General features: G+C 71.9%; 17 protein-coding genes. 8 read left to right on the plus strand and 9 right to left on the minus strand.

Annotated features, from left to right (window positions below):
* Positions 1 to 72: 72 nt before the first annotated feature.
* On the plus strand, positions 73 to 1,218 hold the full coding sequence (locus tag ACR9E9_RS04790) for an LCP family protein (RefSeq protein WP_435202219.1): 1,146 nt from the start codon (positions 73 to 75) through the stop codon (positions 1,216 to 1,218).
* On the opposite strand, the gene ACR9E9_RS04795 is transcribed toward ACR9E9_RS04790, so the two are convergent.
* The 6 genes from ACR9E9_RS04795 to ACR9E9_RS04820 all read right to left on the minus strand — a co-directional run bounded on the left by ACR9E9_RS04795 (position 1,211) and on the right by ACR9E9_RS04820 (position 5,800).
* Positions 1,211 to 2,278, minus strand: a complete 1,068-nt coding sequence (locus ACR9E9_RS04795) for a sulfate/molybdate ABC transporter ATP-binding protein (protein ID WP_435202220.1) — start codon at positions 2,276 to 2,278, stop codon at positions 1,211 to 1,213. The genes ACR9E9_RS04790 and ACR9E9_RS04795 overlap by 8 nt on opposite strands.
* Positions 2,275 to 3,051, minus strand: coding sequence for an ABC transporter permease (locus tag ACR9E9_RS04800; RefSeq protein ID WP_435202221.1), 777 nt, complete (start codon positions 3,049 to 3,051; stop codon positions 2,275 to 2,277). Before ACR9E9_RS04800 ends, ACR9E9_RS04795 begins: the two co-directional genes overlap by 4 nt.
* Entirely contained in the window at positions 3,048 to 3,797 is a 750-nt protein-coding gene (modA, locus tag ACR9E9_RS04805) for a molybdate ABC transporter substrate-binding protein (RefSeq protein WP_435202222.1), read from the minus strand. The genes ACR9E9_RS04800 and modA overlap by 4 nt, the downstream gene beginning before the upstream one ends.
* On the minus strand, positions 3,794 to 4,195 hold the full coding sequence (locus ACR9E9_RS04810) for a TOBE domain-containing protein (RefSeq protein WP_435202224.1): 402 nt from the start codon (positions 4,193 to 4,195) through the stop codon (positions 3,794 to 3,796). Before ACR9E9_RS04810 ends, modA begins: the two co-directional genes overlap by 4 nt.
* A gap of 118 nt (positions 4,196 to 4,313) precedes the next feature.
* Positions 4,314 to 5,126: an SGNH/GDSL hydrolase family protein gene (locus ACR9E9_RS04815; protein WP_435202226.1), complete on the minus strand. Its 813-nt coding sequence runs from the start codon at positions 5,124 to 5,126 to the stop codon at positions 4,314 to 4,316.
* A complete protein-coding gene (locus ACR9E9_RS04820) occupies positions 5,123 to 5,800 on the minus strand; it encodes a uracil-DNA glycosylase (RefSeq protein WP_435202228.1) in 678 nt (225 codons plus the stop codon). The genes ACR9E9_RS04815 and ACR9E9_RS04820 overlap by 4 nt, the downstream gene beginning before the upstream one ends.
* A gap of 80 nt (positions 5,801 to 5,880) precedes the next feature.
* Here ACR9E9_RS04820 and ACR9E9_RS04825 point away from each other — a divergent pair, with 80 nt between their 5' ends.
* The 7 genes from ACR9E9_RS04825 to ACR9E9_RS04855 all read left to right on the plus strand — a co-directional run bounded on the left by ACR9E9_RS04825 (position 5,881) and on the right by ACR9E9_RS04855 (position 15,363).
* Positions 5,881 to 7,239: a pyridoxal phosphate-dependent decarboxylase family protein gene (locus ACR9E9_RS04825; RefSeq protein ID WP_435202230.1), complete on the plus strand. Its 1,359-nt coding sequence runs from the start codon at positions 5,881 to 5,883 to the stop codon at positions 7,237 to 7,239.
* Between the two features lie 112 nt (positions 7,240 to 7,351).
* Positions 7,352 to 7,651: a DUF3263 domain-containing protein gene (locus tag ACR9E9_RS04830; RefSeq protein WP_435202232.1), complete on the plus strand. Its 300-nt coding sequence runs from the start codon at positions 7,352 to 7,354 to the stop codon at positions 7,649 to 7,651.
* Between the two features lie 209 nt (positions 7,652 to 7,860).
* Complete coding sequence (locus tag ACR9E9_RS04835) at positions 7,861 to 8,325, plus strand: hypothetical protein (RefSeq protein WP_435202234.1); 465 nt, start codon at positions 7,861 to 7,863, stop codon at positions 8,323 to 8,325.
* A 246-nt stretch (positions 8,326 to 8,571) separates the two neighbouring features.
* A complete protein-coding gene (gene groL / locus ACR9E9_RS04840) occupies positions 8,572 to 10,206 on the plus strand; it encodes a chaperonin GroEL (RefSeq protein WP_435202236.1) in 1,635 nt (544 codons plus the stop codon).
* A 97-nt stretch (positions 10,207 to 10,303) separates the two neighbouring features.
* Positions 10,304 to 12,031 carry an alkaline phosphatase D family protein gene (locus ACR9E9_RS04845; protein ID WP_435202238.1) on the plus strand — a complete coding sequence of 576 codons (1,728 nt, stop codon included), beginning with the start codon at positions 10,304 to 10,306 and terminating at the stop codon, positions 12,029 to 12,031.
* 60 nt (positions 12,032 to 12,091) lie between these two features.
* Complete coding sequence (locus ACR9E9_RS04850; protein ID WP_435202240.1) at positions 12,092 to 12,832, plus strand: ABC transporter ATP-binding protein; 741 nt, start codon at positions 12,092 to 12,094, stop codon at positions 12,830 to 12,832.
* Positions 12,832 to 15,363: an ABC transporter permease gene (locus ACR9E9_RS04855; protein ID WP_435202242.1), complete on the plus strand. Its 2,532-nt coding sequence runs from the start codon at positions 12,832 to 12,834 to the stop codon at positions 15,361 to 15,363. Before ACR9E9_RS04850 ends, ACR9E9_RS04855 begins: the two co-directional genes overlap by 1 nt.
* Positions 15,364 to 15,428: 65 nt before the next feature.
* Here the strand turns inward: ACR9E9_RS04855 and ACR9E9_RS04860 are convergent, their stop codons facing one another.
* The 3 genes from ACR9E9_RS04860 to ACR9E9_RS04870 all read right to left on the minus strand — a co-directional run bounded on the left by ACR9E9_RS04860 (position 15,429) and on the right by ACR9E9_RS04870 (position 19,257).
* Positions 15,429 to 15,734: a WXG100 family type VII secretion target gene (locus ACR9E9_RS04860; protein ID WP_435202245.1), complete on the minus strand. Its 306-nt coding sequence runs from the start codon at positions 15,732 to 15,734 to the stop codon at positions 15,429 to 15,431.
* A 53-nt stretch (positions 15,735 to 15,787) separates the two neighbouring features.
* Positions 15,788 to 17,773 (minus strand): DUF2339 domain-containing protein, encoded by a 1,986-nt coding sequence (locus tag ACR9E9_RS04865; protein WP_435202247.1) that lies wholly within the window; start codon positions 17,771 to 17,773, stop codon positions 15,788 to 15,790.
* A gap of 242 nt (positions 17,774 to 18,015) precedes the next feature.
* Positions 18,016 to 19,257: a S1C family serine protease gene (locus tag ACR9E9_RS04870; protein WP_435202249.1), complete on the minus strand. Its 1,242-nt coding sequence runs from the start codon at positions 19,255 to 19,257 to the stop codon at positions 18,016 to 18,018.
* Positions 19,258 to 19,294 lie beyond the last annotated feature (37 nt).

Genomic DNA, 19,294 nt, shown 5'->3' on the forward strand with positions numbered 1-19,294 from the left:
GTCCGGTGCCTTCGACCCAACACCCGCCCCGACGCGGGCGACGACGGGCGGTACGACACCTACGGTGGAGGGGTGAGACCCCCCTTCGCCCTGAGCGCCACCGCAGCCACCACCGCCCTCGCGCTGACCCTCGCCGCCTGCTCGGGCAGCGCGGACGAAGGGCAGGAGACCGCCTCCTCGTCCTCCTCCCCGTCGTCCTCCCCGTCGTCCTCCCAGTCGTCGACGTCCTCGTCCACCACCGCCGAGCGGACGGTCGAGATCGCCGACGCCCCGGCCTCCCTGACCACGGCGGTCGCGACGAAGTACGGCTCCCGCTCGGTGAAGGGCACGGCCACCACCGGCAGCTGGCGAGGAGCGAAGGTCGCGGTCGTCACCGCCGAGGACGACGTCACCCTGGCCGTGCGGCCCAAGGGCCGGCAGGGCTGGAAGGTCGTCGGCGGGTGGTGGCCCAGCCTGGGGGCGAAGGGCACGGCCGACCTCGGGGGCCGCCGTCACGTCCTCGTCATCGGCAGCGACGCCCGCCCCGGTGAGCAGGTCGAGCGCTCGCGGGCCGACGCGATCCAGCTGCTCGGTGTCGACGGCTCCGGCGGCGCCGGGCTCATGGGCTTCGCCCGGGACCTGTGGGTGCCGATCCCGGGGCAGGGCCACGGCAAGCTCAACTCCTCGATGGTCTTCGCCGGCGCGAAGGGTCAGACGGAGTCGGTCTCGAGCATCAGCGGCATCGACGTCGACGGGTACATCGTCACCGGCTTCGAGGGCTTCGGCGCGATCGTCGACGAGCTCGGGGGGCTGAACTTCATCGCGCCGAAGGCGATGCGCTCCCACCTCACCGGCGGCACGATCAAGAAGGGGTACAACCACCTCGACGGTACCGAGGCCCTCGCCTGGTCCCGCGAGCGCAAGACCCTCCCCGGCGGGGACTTCGACCGCTCCCGCAACCAGGGGCTGCTGCTGGCCGCCGCGGCGATCCAGGCCCGACTGCGCGGCCCCGAGGCGCTGCCCGAGGCGCTGAGCGTCATCGACGAGGAGGCGAGCAGCAACCTCTCGGCCGAGGACATGCTGCTGTTCACCGCGGCCTTCTACCGGGTCACGCCGACACAGATCGGCCACGAGGTCGCCAAGGGGCCGACCGGGATGCAGTCCGGGCAGTCGATCGTGCGGCTCGACAGCGACTCCAGGGCCGCCTTCCGCGACTTCCGGGACGGCCGGCTCAGCTGAGCGGGTCGGCGTGCGCGGGGTGCACCCGCACCTGGCTCGCCTTGACCGAGACCCACACCCCGTCCCCGGGACGAAGGGGGAGCTCCGCCAGCGCCGCAGGCGTCACCTCGGCGCTCAGCGGCAGCGGCAGGTCGAGCCACACCCGGGCCCGACCCGCGTGCGCCTCGATCCGCGAGACCCGCCCCCGCCAGACATTGCGGGGTGATCCCTGTGGCCGGTCCCGGTGGAGGGAGACCGCGTCAGGGGTGAAGGTCACCCAGGCCGCGCCCGTCACGTCGTGCGGGCCGGTGGCGATGTCCAGCACGCCGTCGGCGGCGGTCGTGGTCGCACCCGAGCCGGGCCGGGCCTCGCCGTGGACGAGGTTGACCCCCGCGAGGCCGGCGGTGAAGGCGCTGCGCGGGTGCTCGAGGACCGCACGCACCGGGCCGTGCTCGACGCGCTCGCCGAGGACGGTCAGGGTGTCGGCGGGCCCGTCGGCGACGGTGAGGACGTCGAGCACGTCGTGGGTGACGAGCACGACGACGAGGTCCTCGCGGGCATGGGTGACGTCGGCGAGGACGGCCCGCATCGCGGGGGTCGCCTCGACGTCGAGGGCTGCCAGCGGCTCGTCGAGCAGCAGGGCGGCCGGCTCGGCGGCGAGGGCCCGGGCGAGGGCGACGCGGGCCGCCTGCCCGCCGGAGAGCTGGGCGGGTCGGCGCCCGGCGAAGGAACCCATCCCCACGACCTCCAGCCAGTGGTCGGCGGTGGCGCGGGACCCCCTTCGTCCCTGACCGTGGCTGCGCGGCCCGAAGGCGACGTTGTCGCGCACGCTCAGGTGGGGGAAGAGCCGCGTCGCCTGGCTCATGAGCGCGATCCGGCGGCGGTGCGGTGCCACGGTGTCGAGGGGGCGGTCGTCGAGGAGGACGCGGCTGCTGTCCGGGTGGGACAGGCCGGTGATGACCGACAGCAGCGAGGACTTGCCGGCGCCGTTGGGGCCGGTGACCGCGTGCCGCCCGGCGGGCAGGTCGAGGTTGACGTCGAGCCCGCGCTCGGCCCAGCGGGCCCTCACCTGCAGGCTCATCGGGTGGACCTCGTCGTGCGGGCGTAGACGGTGCCGACGATGAGCGTGGCGAGGACGACGAGGACGAGGGAGAGGGCGATCGCGGCGTCCTGGTCGCTCTCGCGCTGGAGGTAGATCTCCAACGGCAGGGTGCGGGTGCGGCCCTGGGCGGACCCGGCGAAGGTCAGGGTCGCGCCGAACTCCCCGAGCGCGCGGGCGAAGGCGAGGACGCCTCCCGAGAGCAGACCGGGCGCCACGAGCGGCAGCGTGACCCGCGTCAGGCGCCGCCACGGGCCGGCGCCGAGCGTGGCTGCGGTCTCCTCGTGGTGGCGGTCCAGGCCACGGACCGACCCCTCGAGGGCGAGGACGAGGAAGGGGAGCGCGACGAAGGTCTGCGCGAGGACGACGGCGGTGGTCGAGTAGGAGATGGACAGGCCCGCGGCGACGAGGTGCTCCCCGAGCAGGCCCCTGCGGCCGAAGGTCGTCAGCAGCGCCAGCCCGCCGACCACCGGTGGCAGGACGAGGGGGACGAGGACGAGCGCGCGCAGGACGGACAGCCCGAACCACCGCCCACGGGCGAGGAGGATGGCCAGCGGTGTACCGAGCAGCACGCACAGCGCGGTCGCGGCGGCCGCGGTGCGCAGGGAGAGCAGCAGCGCGGTGACCGAGGCCGGTGAGGTCAGCAGCGGCCACAGTTGCGCGGCGTCGACCGAGCTGATCAGCCCGAGCAGGGGGATGACGACGACGAGGACGGCCCCCGCCGCCGGCACCCACAGCCAGCGGGGTGGGGTCACGGAGCGCCGAATCCCTTCTCGCGCAGGACCGCGCGGCCCTCCGGTCCGGTGACGTGGTCGACGAAGGCGGCGGCCTCCTCGCCGTTCTCGCTGTGGGCGAGCGCCACGATGGGGTAGGTGTTGACCACCCGGTCGGCCCCCTTCGTCGGGACCGTCTCGACGTCGTCCCCCGCACTGGCCGCGTCGGTGACGTAGACCAGGCCGGCGTCGGCCTCGCCGCTGCTGACCTTGGTCAGCACGTCGGTGACCTTCGACTCCTCGCTCGCGGGGTCGAGGGTGACGTCCTGTTGCGTCAGCAGCGTCTCGGCGGCCGCGCCGCAGGGGACCTGCGGGGCGCAGACGACGACGGCGAGGTCCTCCTGCTCGAGGTCGCGCAGGCCGGTGATCTCCTGCGGGTTCCCGGGCTCGGTGATGATCGTCAGGGTGTTGGTCGCGAAGGTCGTCGGCTCGCCCTCGGCGGCGTCCTCGACCTTGGCCATGTTCGCCTCGTCCGCGGAGGCGAAGACGTCGAGCCCGGCGCCGTTGTCGATCTGCGTGGCGAGGTCGGAGGACCCGGCGAACTGGAATTCGACCTGCACGCCGTCGTTCGCTGCCTCGAAGTCGGCGCCGATCTCCTCGAAGGACTCCGTCAGGGAGGCGGCCGCGGCGACCCGCAGCGTCGTGGTGCCGCCGCTGCCGGAGTCGGAGGAGCCGCAGGCGGTGAGGGCCAGGGCCGCGGCGCCGAGGGCGGCGGCGGTGCGCCTCACGAGGACCCTCCGGGGGTGCCGATGACGACATTGGTCGACTTGATGGACGCGACCGCGACGACTCCCGGCTCGAGGCCGAGCTCGTCGGCGGCCTCGCGGGACATGAGCGAGACGACGCGGAAGGGCCCGGCCTGGAGGCTCACCTGGGCCATGATCCCGTCGCGCTGCACCTCCGTGACGATGCCGCGCATCCGGTTGCGCGCGGACTCCTCGCGCACCGGGCCGACGGCCGGTGGGTGGGCGACCTCCTGCGCGAGGCGGGCCAGGTCGCCGCCGTCGACGAGGGTGACTCCCTCGCCCTTCGTCGCCGTGAGCCGCCCGCCGTCGATCCATCGCCGGACCGTGTCCGGGGAGACAGCGAGCAGCTCGGCCGCCTCGGAGACCCGCATCTGCGTCATGTGCGGACCGTATCAGCCGCACCTGCGCCACCCCCTTCGCATCTGCCTAGGCAAATGCGGGGTCCGGCCGCGCTCCTGCGCATCTGCCTAGGCAGATGCGAAAGGGGGGTGGGCGGGGTCAGTCGGCGGGGAGGTCCCGGGGGCCGAAGGGGGTCGGCTCGGCGATCTTCGCCGTCACCGAGTCGCCGGAGGAGCGGCCGGTGAGCCGGCGCTGGACCCACGGTCCGGCGTAGGTGCGGGCCCACCGGGCTCCGCCGGCCACCTGTTCGCGGCGCGGGACGGCGGGAGCCGGGTCGAGGGGCTCGTGCCAGCGGGCGTCGCTCACCGGCTGGTGCAGCGCGACGAGCGCCGCCTGGGCGAGGCGCCGGTGCCCCTCCGTGCTCAGGTGGATGCGGTCGGTGGCCCACAGCCGCCAGTCCCGCAGCGCCCGGATGCCCCAGAGATTGAGCACGTGGGCGCCGTGGCGCTGGGCGATGGAGAAGACATTGGCGGTGTGCACGCCGTGCCGGGCGCGAAGGGGGGACAGCAGCCCCGCGTCGACGGGGTCGGCCGGGGTGGCCAGGAGCACGTCGGCGCCGGTGACGCGGATGGTCGCGACCGCTCGGTCGAGGCGGTCGGCGATCTCGTCGAGGTCGACCTTGGGCCTGAGGATGTCGTTGCCGCCGCCGACCATCGAGACGAGGTCGGGCTGCATCCGCAGGGCGGTGTCGAGCTGGGGGCCGATGACGTCGTCGAGCTTGCGGCCGCGGATCGCGAGGTTGGCGTAGCTGAACTCGCCGTCGGGAAGCCGGGTCGACAGGTCGGCGGCGAGCCGGTCGGCCCACCCGATGTACCGGCCCTCGGCGCGCGGGTCGGCGTCGGACATCCCCTCGGAGAAGGAGTCGCCGATGGCGACATAGCGACGCCACGGGTGGGCGGGGTGGGTGGTCACGGGAGTCTCCAATCGATGGGCGCGGCGCCCAGTCCGGTGAGCAGGTCGTTGGTGCGGCTGAAGGGACGCGAACCGAAGAAGCCGCGCCGGGCCGACAGCGGGGAGGGGTGGGCGCTCTCCACGCAGGGGTGCGTCCCCAGGCGGGGGGCGAGGTCGCGGGCGCTGCGCCCCCAGAGGATGGCGACGAGGGGACCCTCGCGGTGCGCGAGGACTTCGATCGCCCGGTCGGTCACCGCCTCCCACCCCTGGCCCTGGTGGCTGTTCGGGGCACCCGGGCGCACGGTGAGGCAGCGGTTGAGCAGCATGACGCCCTGCTCGGCCCAAGCGGTGAGGTCACCGTGGCCCGGGTGGGGCACGCCGAGGTCGTCGACGAGCTCGCGGTGGATGTTCTGCAGCGACCGCGGAAGGGGGTGGACGTCGGGGGCCACGGCGAAGGAGAGCCCGACCGGGTGGCCCGGCGTCGGGTAGGGGTCCTGGCCGACGACGAGCACCCGGACCTCGTCCACGGGGATGGTGAAGGCCCGCAGGACGGCGTCCCCGTCCGGCAGGTACCCGTGGCCGTTCGCGACCTCGGCCCGCAGGAAGTCCCCCATCCGGGTGATCGTCGGCGCCACCGGCTCGAGGGCGTCGGCCCACGAGGGGTGGACGAGGTCGGTCAGGGGGCGCGCAGTCACACCCTCAATCTATCGACCGTGCAGGTCTGCCTCTGCGCCGTGCTCGATGTCGACGCGGATGCAGCCCTAGAGTGCTCGTCGTGCATGGATTCCCCGACGACAACACCTCCCTGGCCGAGCTCGAGCGGGTCGTCCTCGACTACTCCGCGGAGCGGATGCGCCTGGACCCGGTGCCCCTGGACCACTCGCTGACCCCCGAGCAGCTCGAGGAGGCGGCCGGGCGGACCATCACCGCTGAGGGCATGGGTGGGCAGGCGGCGATGAATCTCTTCGCGGAGGTGCTCGCGCCGGCGTGCCTGTCCGTGGACCACCCGCGCTACCTCTCCTTCATCCCGTGCGCGCCGACCGAGGCCTCCGCGATGTTCGACCTCGTCGTCGGGGCGAGCTCGATCTACGCCGGCTCATGGCTCGAGGGGTCCGGTGCCGTCTACGCCGAGAACCAGGCGCTGCGGTGGATCTGCGACCTCGTCGGGCTGCCCGAGTCATCCGGCGGGGCCTTCGTCCCCGGAGGCACGATCGGCAACCTCTCCGCCCTCGTCGCCGCCCGGGCGAAGGCACGTCACGCGGCCCCGGCGGGCCAGCGCCCCTTCCGGGTCGCGACGACCGACGGCGCGCACTCCTCGATCGCCTCGGCCTGCGAGGTCATGGACGCCGAGCTGACCCCCGTCACGCCGGATGGGCGGGGACGCCTCACCGGCGAGCGGCTGCGCGAGGTCCTGCTCGAGCACGGCCCGGAGACCTACTTCGCCGTCGTGGCCACCGCGGGTACGACGAACTTCGGCATCATCGACGACCTCGCCTCGGTCGGCGAGGTCTGCCGGGAGTTCGGCATCTGGTTCCACGTGGACGGCGCCTACGGCGGCGCCGGCCTGGCTGCGCCCTCCATCCGCCACCTGTACGCCGGGGTCGAGCACTGCGACTCCTTCATCGTCGACCCGCACAAGTGGCTCTTCGCCCCCTTCGACTGCTGTGCCCTGATCTACCGGGACCCGGCGGCGGGGCGGGCGGCGCACACCCAGCACGCCGGCTACCTCGACGTCCTCACCGAGGCCTCGGACTGGAACCCGGCCGACTTCTCGGTCGGTCTGACCCGACGCGCCCGGGGCCTGCCCTTCTGGTTCTCCCTCGCGACGCACGGCACCGACGCGTACGCGACGGCGGTCGAGCGGACCCTCGAGGTCGCCGCCTTCGCCGAGGCCGAGATCGCCAGCCGTGAGGAGCTGGAGATCGTCGGGCAGCGCGACCTGACCGTCGTCGTCTTCCGGCGCCGCGGCTGGAGCGCCGCTGACTACCGGGCGTGGTCGGATCGCATGCTCGCGGACGAGTTCGCCTTCATCGTGCCGACGACCCACGCGGGCGAGACCCTCGCCCGCTTCGCCATCGTCAACCCGCAGACGACGACCGAGGACATCACGGCGATCCTCGACTCGATGGCCTGACGGGTGTGGCTGGTGTGGCGAAGGGGGCGCCTGCGACGGCGTGTGGCGGTCCTGTCCAGCCGACACGCCGAGGGAATGACAGGCGTGTGATTCGGTCGGTACGCTGCCGAGCGTGAACTCCGCCAACCAGGCCAATCCCTCCAGCCAGACGACCCCTTCGGTCCCGCTCACGGACCGTGACCGCGAGATCCTGGCCTTCGAGCGCCAGTGGTGGAAGTACGCCGGCTCGAAGGAGCAGGCGATCAAGGAGCTGTTCGACATGAGCTCCACGCGCTACTACCAGGTGCTCAACGCGCTGATCAACAACCCGGCGGCCCTCTCCGAGGACCCGATGCTCATCAAGCGCCTGCGTCGCCTGCGTGACCAGCGCCAGCGCACCCGCAGCGCCCGCCGCCTGGGCTTCGAGGTCTGAGACCACCGGCGGGCCGCGCCCCGCCGCCGAGGTGCGCCAGGCGCGCCGTCGCCCCCTTCGCCGACCCCGAAGGTCACGAAGGGGTGACGGAATCGCGGCCGGGGGAACCGCTCGCCGGGGTGCTGCGTCCGTGCAGGTGGGATGGACCAGAGGCGGCTGTGGCGAGCAGGGGGTGTCGCAGCCGCCTCTCGTGTTGGCAGAGTGGGTCCATGAGCGAACTGGACTGGAGCACCCCGGCCGGCCTGGCGGCGATCAGGGACCACCTGGCCGGGCGGATCGACGGGTGGACCCAGCCGCTCGCCTGGGCCGTCGGCATCACGCCCGCGAGCAGCGACCCGGACTGGGAGTACCCCCACGTCAACGCTCCCGACGGGCGCCACGGGTTGGCGGCGGTCGTCCTCGCCTCGGTCCTGCGGCACGACGGGTCCACCGCGACCCTCTCGCTGTCCGCCAGCCAGCTCGGCGCCGCGGTCGAGGGGCTCGAGCCCGCCCGGGCGTGCACCGAGCTGGACCACCCGAACCTCGTCGCCTGGCGCGCCGTCCTCGAGGAGGTCGCGGCCAACCCGGCCCGGGAGCTCGTCGCCGTCTTCGTCGCCGATCTCGACGACCCGGTGTCCTCGGACGCGGACGGCTCGATGCGCGCGACCTTCGAGCATCACCACCCGCGAACCTGAGCTGCGCCCGAGCGCTGGGCCCGAGCACTGGGGGGCGTGCAGCGCCCGGCCGGAGCGGGGGGGCGTTTGCACTCGACGGTGGAGAGTGCCAATAATGACCCTTAGCACTCTCCCTGTGAGAGTGACAGTCCTGACCGGTCAAGGTGAGGGGCGCGACCGCACGGTGACGTGAGCCGGGTGGTCGTTCTCCGTCCGTCGCGGGCACCCACCGGTCGCCCCTTCGATTCGCGTGGAGGAACCACCCGAATGGCAAAGCTCATTGCTTTCGACGAGGAGGCCCGTCGCGGCCTCGAGCGGGGTATGAACACCCTCGCTGACGCCGTCAAGGTCACCCTCGGCCCCAAGGGCCGCAATGTCGTCCTGGAGAAGAAGTGGGGAGCCCCCACCATCACCAACGACGGCGTGTCCATCGCCAAGGAGATCGAGCTCGACGACCCCTACGAGAAGATCGGGGCCGAGCTCGTCAAGGAAGTTGCGAAGAAGACCGACGACGTCGCCGGTGACGGCACGACGACGGCCACCGTGCTGGCCCAGGCGCTCGTGCGCGAGGGTCTGCGCAATGTCGCCGCCGGTGCCAACCCGATGGCCCTCAAGCGCGGCATCGAGAAGGCCACCTCGGCCGTCTCGGACGAGCTGCTGTCGATGGCCGTGGAGATCGAGACCAAGGAGCAGATCGCTGCCACGGCCTCCATCTCCGCTGCCGACCAGGAGATCGGCGCCAAGATCGCCGAGGCCATGGACAAGGTCGGCAAGGAAGGTGTCATCACCGTCGAGGAGTCCAACACCTTCGGGCTCGAGCTCGAGCTCACCGAGGGCATGCGCTTCGACAAGGGCTACATCTCCGGCTACTTCGTCACCGACACCGAGCGCATGGAGACGGTCCTCGAGGACCCCTACGTCCTCATCGCCAACTCCAAGATCGGCAACATCAAGGACCTGCTCCCGATCCTCGAGAAGGTCATGCAGTCCGGCAAGCCGCTGCTGATCATCGCCGAGGACCTCGAGGGCGAGGCGCTGTCCACCCTCGTGGTCAACAAGCTCAAGGGCACCTTCAAGTCCGTGGCCGTCAAGGCTCCGGGCTTCGGTGACCGCCGCAAGGCGATGCTCGCGGACATCGCGATCCTCACCGGTGGCCAGGTCATCTCCGAGGAGGTCGGTCTCTCGCTGGAGACCGCCGAGCTCGATCTGCTCGGCAAGGCCCGCAAGGTCGTCGTCACCAAGGACGAGACGACGATCGTCGAGGGTGCCGGCGACCAGGACCAGATCTCCGGCCGGGTCAACCAGATCAAGGCCGAGATCGAGAACTCCGACTCGGACTACGACCGCGAGAAGCTCCAGGAGCGCCTCGCCAAGCTCGCCGGCGGCGTCGCCGTCATCCGCGCGGGCGCGGCCACCGAGGTCGAGCTCAAGGAGCGCAAGCACCGCATCGAGGACGCGGTGCGCAACGCCAAGGCCGCTGTCGAGGAGGGCATCGTCGCCGGTGGTGGCGTCGCGCTGCTCCAGGCGACCACGGCCGCCTTCGAGAAGCTCTCGCTCGAGGGTGACGAGGCCACCGGCGCGAACATCGTGCGCGTCGCGGCCGGTGCCCCGCTGAAGCAGATCGCCGTCAACGCCGGCCTCAACGGCGGCGTCGTCACGGAGAAGGTCAGCGGCCTGCCCGCTGGTGAGGGCCTCAACGCCGCCACCGGTGAGTACGTCGACATGATCGCCCTGGGCATCATCGACCCGGCCAAGGTGACGCGCAGCGCGCTGCAGAACGCCGCCTCCATCGCGGCGCTCTTCCTCACCACCGAGGCCGTCATCGCCGACAAGCCCGAGAAGAGCGCCCCGGCCATGCCCGGTGGCGACGACATGGGCGGCATGGGCGGCATGGGCTTCTGAGCCGATCCCCCCAGCGACACGGCACGAAGGGCGGTTCCCCGAGAACGGGGAGCCGCCCTTCGTCCTTTTCTCAGGAAGTGGGCGGATGATGGGTGGGATGTCCACTTCTCAACGCGACCCCCTCGTCCTCGGCCCGCTGCTGCGCTTCGTCGGCGAGCACAATGCGAGCATCTGGGTCGAGACCGCGGATGCCGCAACCGTGAGCGTGCGGGCCGACGGGCTCACGTGGAGCGCCCCGACCTTCCGCGTCGAGGAGCACCACTACGCGCTCGTCCTGCTCGACGAGCTGGAGCCGGGACGCACCTACGACTACGAGGTGCTCATCGGCGACGAGCCCGTCTGGCCGCTGCCGGACTCTCCCTTCCCCGCCTCGAGCATCGCGACCCTGGACCACGCTCGCCCCACCACCCTGGCCTTCGGCTCCTGCCGCACCAGCGTCCCGCACGACGCGGAGCACCACCGCAGCCACGGTGTCGACGCACTGCGCACCATGGCGCTCTCCCTGGCGAAGGGGGAGAGCAGCCGCCCCCACGCCCTCGCCCTCCTCGGGGACCAGGTCTACGCCGACGAGACCAACCCGCAGATGCACGACTTCATCGCCGCCCGTCGCGACATCGACGAGCCGCCGTACACCGAGATCAAGGACTACGCCGAGTACGCCGAGCTCTACCGCCTCGCCTGGAGCGAGCCGGCGATCCGCTGGGTCCTCTCCTGCGTGCCGAGCGCGATGATCTTCGACGACCACGACATCCGCGACGACTGGAACACCTCGTGGTCCTGGCACCAGGAGATGAACGCCACGCCGTGGTGGCACGAGCGCCTCATCGCGGGCCTGTGCTCGTACTGGGTCTACCAGCACATCGGCAACCTCGCGCCCGAGGAGCTGGCGGCCGACGAGATCTGGTCCCTCCTCGACGGCGCGGGACCCGGCGAGGTCGACCTCACGCACGAGCTGCGGTCGCTGGTCGCCCGGGTGGACCGCGACCCGGAGGCCTACCGGTGGAGCTACACGCGGGCCCTGGGGCGCTCGCGGCTGATCATGCTCGACTCCCGCGCCGCCCGCGTCCTCGAGCCGCACCGCCGCTCCATGCTCGACGACGTCGAGCTGGCCTGGCTCGACGAGAAGATGACCGGCGACCTCTCCCACCTCTTCATCGGGACCTCCCTCCCCTTCCTCCTGCCGCCCGGGTTGCACGACGCGGAGGCGATCAGCGAGTCGCTCGCCGGTCCGAACCGCTCGGGGCCCGTGCGCAGAGCCAGCGAGCTGGTGCGTCAGACGGTCGACCTCGAGCACTGGGGGGCCTTCCAGTCCGGCTTCGTCGAGGTCTTCGACCTCGTGATGTCGGTCGCTCGCGGCGAGCGCGGCGAGGCGCCGGCGTCGATCACCTTCCTCTCCGGCGACGTCCACAACTCCTACGTCGCCGAGGTGAGTGACCCGGCCGCCCAGGGCTCGCACAGCCGCATCGTCCAGGCGGTGTGCAGCCCCATCCGCAACCCGATGCCCCGCGGGGTCCGGGTGCTCATGTCGCAGATGACCAAGAGCCTGGTGCGACCCATGCGGTGGCTGGCGCAGCGCACCACCGGGGTCGAGGACCCGCAGCACCCGTGGCGGGTGACGGACGGGCCGTGGTTCGACAACAACCTCGCGTACGCGGAGGTCGACGACGACGAAGGGGGCGGCATGACGCTGCGCTGGGTCACCGGCGACGCCGTCGCGGGTGGGGAGCCGGTCCTGCGCACGGTCGCGACCATCCACATGGAGGGGTTGGCCGGTGCCGACCGCTCCCGGCCACCCCAGGAGCACGTCGGGGGCATACCCCAGTGACGCCTCGCCCGGCCCACCCCTAGGTTTGTCGCGACACGACGACACATCAGGGAGTGGGACATGGGCACGCAGGTGGCCGCAAGCACGCACGGTCTGCACAAGACCTACGGCAGGGGTGAGGCGTCGGTCGCGGCGCTCGACGGGATCGACCTGGACATCGGCGCCGGGCAGTTCACGGCGATCATGGGCCCGTCGGGGTCCGGCAAGTCGACCCTCATGCACTGCCTCGCCGGCCTCGACGAGGTCAGCGCCGGGCGGGTCCACGTCGGGGACACCGACATCACCCGCCTGAAGGAGAAGGCGCTGACGAAGCTGCGCCGGGACCGGATCGGCTTCGTCTTCCAGGCCTTCAACCTCATCCCGACGCTCACCGCCAAGGAGAACATCCTGCTGCCGCTGGCGATCGCGGGGCAGGAGCCCGAGCCGGAGTGGTTCGACCTCGTGATCTCCACCATTGGCCTGACCGACCGCCTGAAGCACCGCCCGAGCGAGCTCTCCGGTGGACAGCAGCAGCGCGTCGCCTGCGCACGCGCGCTGATGTCGAAGCCGTCGATCATCTTCGCCGACGAGCCGACGGGCAACCTCGACTCCACCTCCGGGGCCGAGGTGCTCGGCTTCCTGCGTCGCAGCGTGGACGAGTTCGACCAGACGATCGTCATGGTCACCCACGACGCCGTCGCGGCCGCGCACACCGACCGGGTCCTCTTCCTCGCCGACGGCAAGATCGTCGACGAGCTGTGGGGCCCGGACCGCGAGACCGTCCTGGAGCGGATGCTCGCGCTGAGCAACGGGGTCCACTGATGCTCAGGGCCAGCATCAAGAGCCTCTTGGCCCGCAAGGCGCGCCTGGTCATGAGCGCCATGGCGATCATCCTCGGGACGGCCTTCGTCGCGGGGTCGCTGATCTTCACCGACACCCTCGGTCGCACCTTCGACGGGATCTTCGAGGGCACGGTCGGGGACGTCGTCATCCAGCCCGAGCAGGTCGACCAGTACGGCGGCTCCACCGGTGCGCGCCTCTCCGCCGGCGAGGTGGAGAAGTTCGCCAACCTGCCGGGGGCAGAGCGGGCGGACGGCAACGTCGAGGCGATGGGGGTCTTCGTCGTCGGGGACAACGGCAACGTCGTCGGCGGCCAGGGGGCTCCCGCCATGGCCTTCAACTACAACGACGCCCCGAACCAGCTCGGCGAGGAGCCCATCCAGGTCGTCGACGGGCGCGTGCCCACCACGGAGGGTGAGGTCGCGGTGGACGAGGCCACCCTGGAGCGTGGCGGGCACGAGATCGGTGACGAGATCACCCTGGTCACCGCCGGTGACCGTCCCGAGATCACGGCGACGGTCGTGGGGTCGGTGGCCTTCGGCGAAGGGGGCACGGCCGGCGCCTCGATCACCGTCTTCGACACGACGACGATGCAGAAGTACTTCATGGAGGGCAAGGACGAGTACTCGACGGTGTGGCTCACGGCCAAGGACGGCGTGGACAGCGCGGAGCTGCTCGAGCAGGCGAAGCCGCTGGTCCCCGAGTCCTACGAGGGGAGGACCGGGGCGCAGCTCGCGCAGGAGAACGAGGACTCCAGCCAGCAGGCGCTGAGCTTCATCACGACCTTCCTGCTCGTCTTCGCCGGCATCGCGCTCTTCGTGGGGTCCTTCCTCATCATCAACACCTTCAGCATCCTCGTCGCCCAGCGGGGGCGGGAGCTGGCCCTGCTGCGGGCCATCGGAGCCAGCCGCCGACAGGTCGTGCGGTCGGTGCTCCTGGAGGCCTTCGTCGTCGGCGTCCTCGGCGCGACCCTGGGCCTGGCCCTCGGCGTGCTGCTCGCGCAGGCCATCACGGCGCTCTTCGCGACCTTCGGCCTGGACATCAGCAGCACGGGGCTCGTCTTCGCACCGCGCACGGTCATCGCCGTCTACCTCGTCGGCATCATCATCACGATGCTCGCGGCCTGGTTGCCGGCCCACCGGGCCGGGTCCATCCCGCCCGTCGCCGCGATGCGCGACACCGTCGAGACGACGAAGGACCACCCGCTCCGTCGCGCCCTCGAGGTGGGGGTGCTCGTCCTCGGGGTGCTCGCCTTCCTCTTCGGCCTCTTCGTCGCGGAGAGCCGGGAGATCTGGTGGATCGGTGGGGGCATCATCGGGCTCGTGCTCGGCACGGCCTTCCTGTCCCCCTTCGTCGGACGTCCGGTCATCGCCGGCCTGGGCGCGATCTACCGGGCGCTCTTCGGCAGCATCGGGCGGATGGCCGAGCAGAACACGGTGCGCAGCCCGGGCCGCACGGCCGCGACGGCGTCGGCGCTGATGATCGGCATGACGCTCGTCGCCCTCATGGGGGTCGTCGCGTCGAGCGCGACCGCGAGCATCGACAAGCAGATCAAGGAGAGCTTCCGGGCGGACTACGTCCTGAGCAATGCCATCGGCCAGCCGTACTCGTCGAGGATCACCGCCGAGGCAGCGCAGGTGGACGGGGTCCGTGCGGTCTCGCCGATCCGCTACGTCTCGGCGATCGTCGACGGCGGCCAGTTGAACACCGTCGCCATCGATCCCGGGACCTTCGCCGACATCGAGGAGCTCGAGGCCTCCGAGGGCACGACCGACATCGGCGAGGACTCGGTCATGCTCTCGACCAACCACCGGACCGGCCGGGAGGTCGGCGGCACCGTGGAGGTGACGATCGGCGAGGCGACACGGGAGCTGCGGATCGCCGGCTTCTACGAGGAGACGACCACCCTCGGGACCCCGGACGTGCTCATGTCGGTGGCGACCGTCCGCGAGATGGGCGGCCAGGGGGCCGACAACATGGCCTTCGTCTTCCTCGAGGACGGGGCGGACACGGAGGCGGTCTCGAAGGACATCGAGGAGCTGATCAGGGCGCAGCCCCTGGTGACCCTCAAGGACCAGCAGGCCTTCGCGGACGAGCAGCGCGGCTTCATCGACCAGCTGCTCTACATCATCTACGCGCTGCTCGGGCTGGCGATCATCATCGCCGTCCTCGGCATCGTCAACACCCTCGGCCTGTCGGTCATGGAGCGGACCCGGGAGATCGGGCTGCTGCGCGCGGTCGGGCTCTCCCGCGCCCAGCTGCGGCGGATGATCCGGCTGGAGTCGATCGCCATCGCGCTGCTCGGTGCGCTGCTGGGCATCGGTCTGGGTGTCGTCGCCGGCGTGGCGATCCAGCGCTCGCTCGTCGAGGACGGCATCACCGAGCTGGCCATCCCGTGGCTGCAGCTGATCGTCTTCGTCGCACTCGCCGGTGTCGTCGGGGTGCTCGCCGCCGTCGTGCCCGCCTGGCGGGCCTCGCGGATGGACGTCCTGGACGCGATCGCAGCGGAGTGAGCGGGCGAAGGGGCCGGTGCCGGGGGGATCTCCGGGCACCGGCCCCCTTCGTCATCGACCCGACATCACCGGCGGGAGCCCCCCGAGGTGAGCGTCGACTTCACCCCGTCCTCGGTGGTGGAGTAGGTCCGGCCGGCCTCACCCAGGACGCGGGAGATGTCGTCGAGGCTCTCCTTGACCTGGCGCTGGGTGCTGCGCCACTCGCTGATGAGCTCCTGGAAGGAGCCCGAGGCCGAGCCGGTCCACTCGCTCTGCAGCTGGGTCAGCCGGGTCATCATCTGCGAGACGGAGCTCTCGACCTCCTCCGAGATGCGGCTGACGTCGGTGGCGCTCCCGGCGATGCTCTCGGTGTTGACGGTGAACTGGCTCATGGGCTCCCCTTCGGGTGGATCCGGACAGGTGGACCGGTCGATCCGCCTGTCCCTCAGACCGTAGGAGGAACCGGCCCGCCGACCGGGAGGTTGTCCACAGGCTCCGTGCCCCGACGTCGGGAGCGCTCGAGTGCCTGGGCGTAGCCGGCGCCCATGGCCAGCAGCAGCAGGCCACCGATGATGAAGCTGAGCACCCGCGCGATGCCCCCGAGGAAGGCCAGGTCGAACAGGAGCAGCTTGCCGACGCTGAAGGCCGCGATCGCGAGCCCGGCGGGCACGGCGATCGACGAGCCGCGCAGCCCACGCAGGAGCAGCGCCGCCGCCGTGCCCAACCAGAGCAGGGTCGCGCCGGTCTGACCGGCCGTGAAGCCGCCCCGCGGGTCGTCCAGGAGCCCGCCGACGAGGACGCCCAGGAGGATGACGGCGCCGCCGGCCCACAGCACCGCACCGGCCAGCAGCACGCGCGACGTGAGCGGGTCGAGGACCGGGAGGAGCGTGGTGACGGCCCGGGCGAGGGTGAGCAGGAGGGCGACGATGACGACCGCGGAGACGAGGTGCTCCATCCCGACGTCGGGCGAGAGCCCACGGGAGAGCAGGTAGCCGATGAGCGGGGTGGCCCACAGGAGGCTGAGGAAGGAGGTCGCCAGGGCGACGCACAGGAGGAACTGGTGGCGCAGCGCCAGCGCCGCACCGGCCCACACGAGCGACACGCCGAGCAGGACCGGCACGGTCCAGGCGCCGACGTCGGTGGCCGGGAGGGGCGCGAGCAGCGAGGACAGGCCCGCGGTGCCGAGGCAGATCTCGCGCAGGCGCTGGTGGGTCGGGGTCCGGTCGGACTCCCGGGCGAGCCCGGCGACGAGGACGAGCATGCAGGTGAGCGCGACCAGCAGGCAGGTCCCGACCCACCGGTGGTCCACGGCGAGCCCGGCGAAGAGCATCGGGAGCGCCGCCACCGGGACGAGGACACCGAGCTGCCCCGGCAGGGCGGGGACCCGGGTCCCGGCGAGGCTCGCCACGAGGACGAAGGCGGTGAAGGAGATGGCCAGCAGTGCGACGGCACCGTCCGGCTCGTCGGTGGCGACGAGGATGCTGACGAAGAGGGCCGTCGGGAGGACCCGCGCGAGCTCGAGGAAGAACCAGTCGCGCGAGATCTGGGCCGGCCACGCGGCGATGGTCAGGACCACGAGGAAGGCACCGGTGAGCAGGAGGTGGTCATAGCCCACCGTCGGCGCGAGCAGGGCCACCCCGACGACGGCGATGACCGCGAGCAGCTGGCTGTCCCAGGCGCGGGCGAGGAGCAGACCGCCGAGGCCCACGAGGCCGGCGAGGAGCAGTCCCAGCGCGGTGGGGACCCACTCGTAGATGCGGGTCACGGCGAGGACGTCGAGGAAGGCGGTGGCGACACCGGTCGCAGCCAGGCCCAGGGCGCCGATGGTGCTGTCCTGCCGGCGGCGCACGACCAGCGCGACGACGACGAGACCGACCGCGAGCATCGCCCCGCTGAGCACGCGGGCGAGGGGACCGAAGAAGCCCATCTGGATCGCGAGCGCGAGCAGGAAGGCGACACCGATGAGGGTGATCCCGGTGCCGACGACCGCGAGGATCTTCGCCACGACGCCGTCGCGCTGCCACCAGGGCTGCGCGGGTGCGGCCGGCATCGGCGGCGGCGGGACGGGCGGGGCCGTGCTCGGCTGCCGGGCGAAGGGGGCCGCTGCCGCGGGCGGCGGCGTCACGTGGCCGGGGTGGGTACGGGCCAGGGCGGGAACGGGCCGGGTGTCCGTCTCAGCCGGATGCTGCGCTGCCGGTGCCGCCGGTGCCGCCGGTGCCGCTGGTGCTGCCGGTGCCGCCGATGCGGCCGGGGCAGCGGGTGCGACCGGCGGGGCGACGGGGTCCCACGCGGCGGGGGAGGTCTCGAGCGCAAGACGGGCGCGGAGTCGGGCCAGGTCGTTGCCGACGGAGTACATGTGGGACATCGCCTCGGCGAAGTCGTCCTCGAGGGCCCGTACCGAGTCGAGGGTCGCATCTCCAGAAATGCTCATGCCCCCAGTGTGCTGTGATCAGCACACCGGGGGCATGAGTTCGGCTACTCAACACCCGCCTTCAGACGCCACACCCGAAGGCGGGGGGTAGCACCCCTGTGGGAGCCGGAGGAAGGTGGTACCTGCATCGGGGGAGGAAACGATGGGCGGCCAGTGCTTCCTTCTCCTGTGCTCCTGACCCCCACTCTGCACACCCGAACTTGGACCGCGCTGGCATCGGCCTGTGAGTCCGCTGGGACCGCTCAGGCATCCGAGCTGGGGGCCGTGCCCAGGGTGACGTCGATGGTCCTCTCCTGGCCGTCGCGGATGACCGTGAGCGCCACCGAGGAGTCGATCCGACGGGCGTGGATGAGGCCGACGAGGGACTCCGCCGAGGCCACCGGGGAGTCATCGATCCCGGTCACGAGGTCCCCGGTCTCGAGCCCGGCGGACGCGGCGGGACTCCCTTCGCTCACGGAGGTGATCTCCGCGCCGCTGTGGGTGGCGGCTCCCTCGGTGGCCTGGCCGTCCTGCGGTGTGACGCCGAGGAAGGCGTGCTCGGCCGTGCCGTTCTCGATGAGCTGTTCGGCGATCCACGTCACCTCGTCGGCGGGGATCGCGAAGCCGATGCCGATGCTGCCCGACTGCCCGCCGGAGCTGCCCACGCTGGCGATCGAGGAGTTGATGCCCACGAGACGCCCGGAGGCGTCGACGAGCGCGCCACCGGAGTTCCCCGGGTTGACCGCTGCCGAGGTCTGGATGGCAGAGGTGACCACGGGGGAGGACTGCGACTCCTGCCGCTGGGCGAAGGGGGAGCCCTGCTGCTGCTGCTCCTCCTGGGCGGAGGTGGCCACGGGACGATCGAGGGCGCTGACGATGCCGGTGGTCACCGTCCCGGCGAGACCGAGCGGGTTGCCCACCGCCATGACCGGGTCGCCGACCGTCAGGCCGGCCGACGAGCCGACGCTGATCGGGTGCAGGTCATTCGGGGGATCGGTGATGGTGATGACCGCCAGATCGGTGGAGGGGTCGGTCCCCTCGACGGTCGCCGCATAGGTCGCTCCACCGTCGAGGGTGACGGTGATCTTGGCGTTGTCACCGGCGCCGGAGACGACGTGGTTGTTGGTCACCACGTGGCCCTCGTCGTCGAGGACGACGCCGGAGCCCTCGCCGCCGGTGCTCTCGCCCCTGACCCCGATCGCCACGACGCTCGGAGCGACCGTCGACGTGACGGCATTCCAGTCCGGGGACTGCTTGGCGGCGGAGCTCACGGGCTGCGCGTCAGCCGTGCCCGAGCCCGAGGCCGTGGCAGCGGTACCCGTGCCGGTGCTTCCGGAGCCGGGCGAGTCGTCGGAGGCCAGGGAGATCGCCCCCCAGGTGCCTCCCGTGGCCAGCGCGGCCGAGAGGAGGGAGACCGCGGTGAGCTCGCCGACCCGCCGACTACGGCGGCGCGGCCGCCGGGGCTGGGGGGTGTACGGCATGAGGGGTTGGGTCGGTTCGTCCATGGTGGCTCCTTGTCGAGGCGGTGCCTCCAGCGTGCGC

It is taken from the genome of Janibacter sp. GS2 (assembly GCF_051200835.1).
Classification (GTDB): domain Bacteria; phylum Actinomycetota; class Actinomycetes; order Actinomycetales; family Dermatophilaceae; genus Janibacter.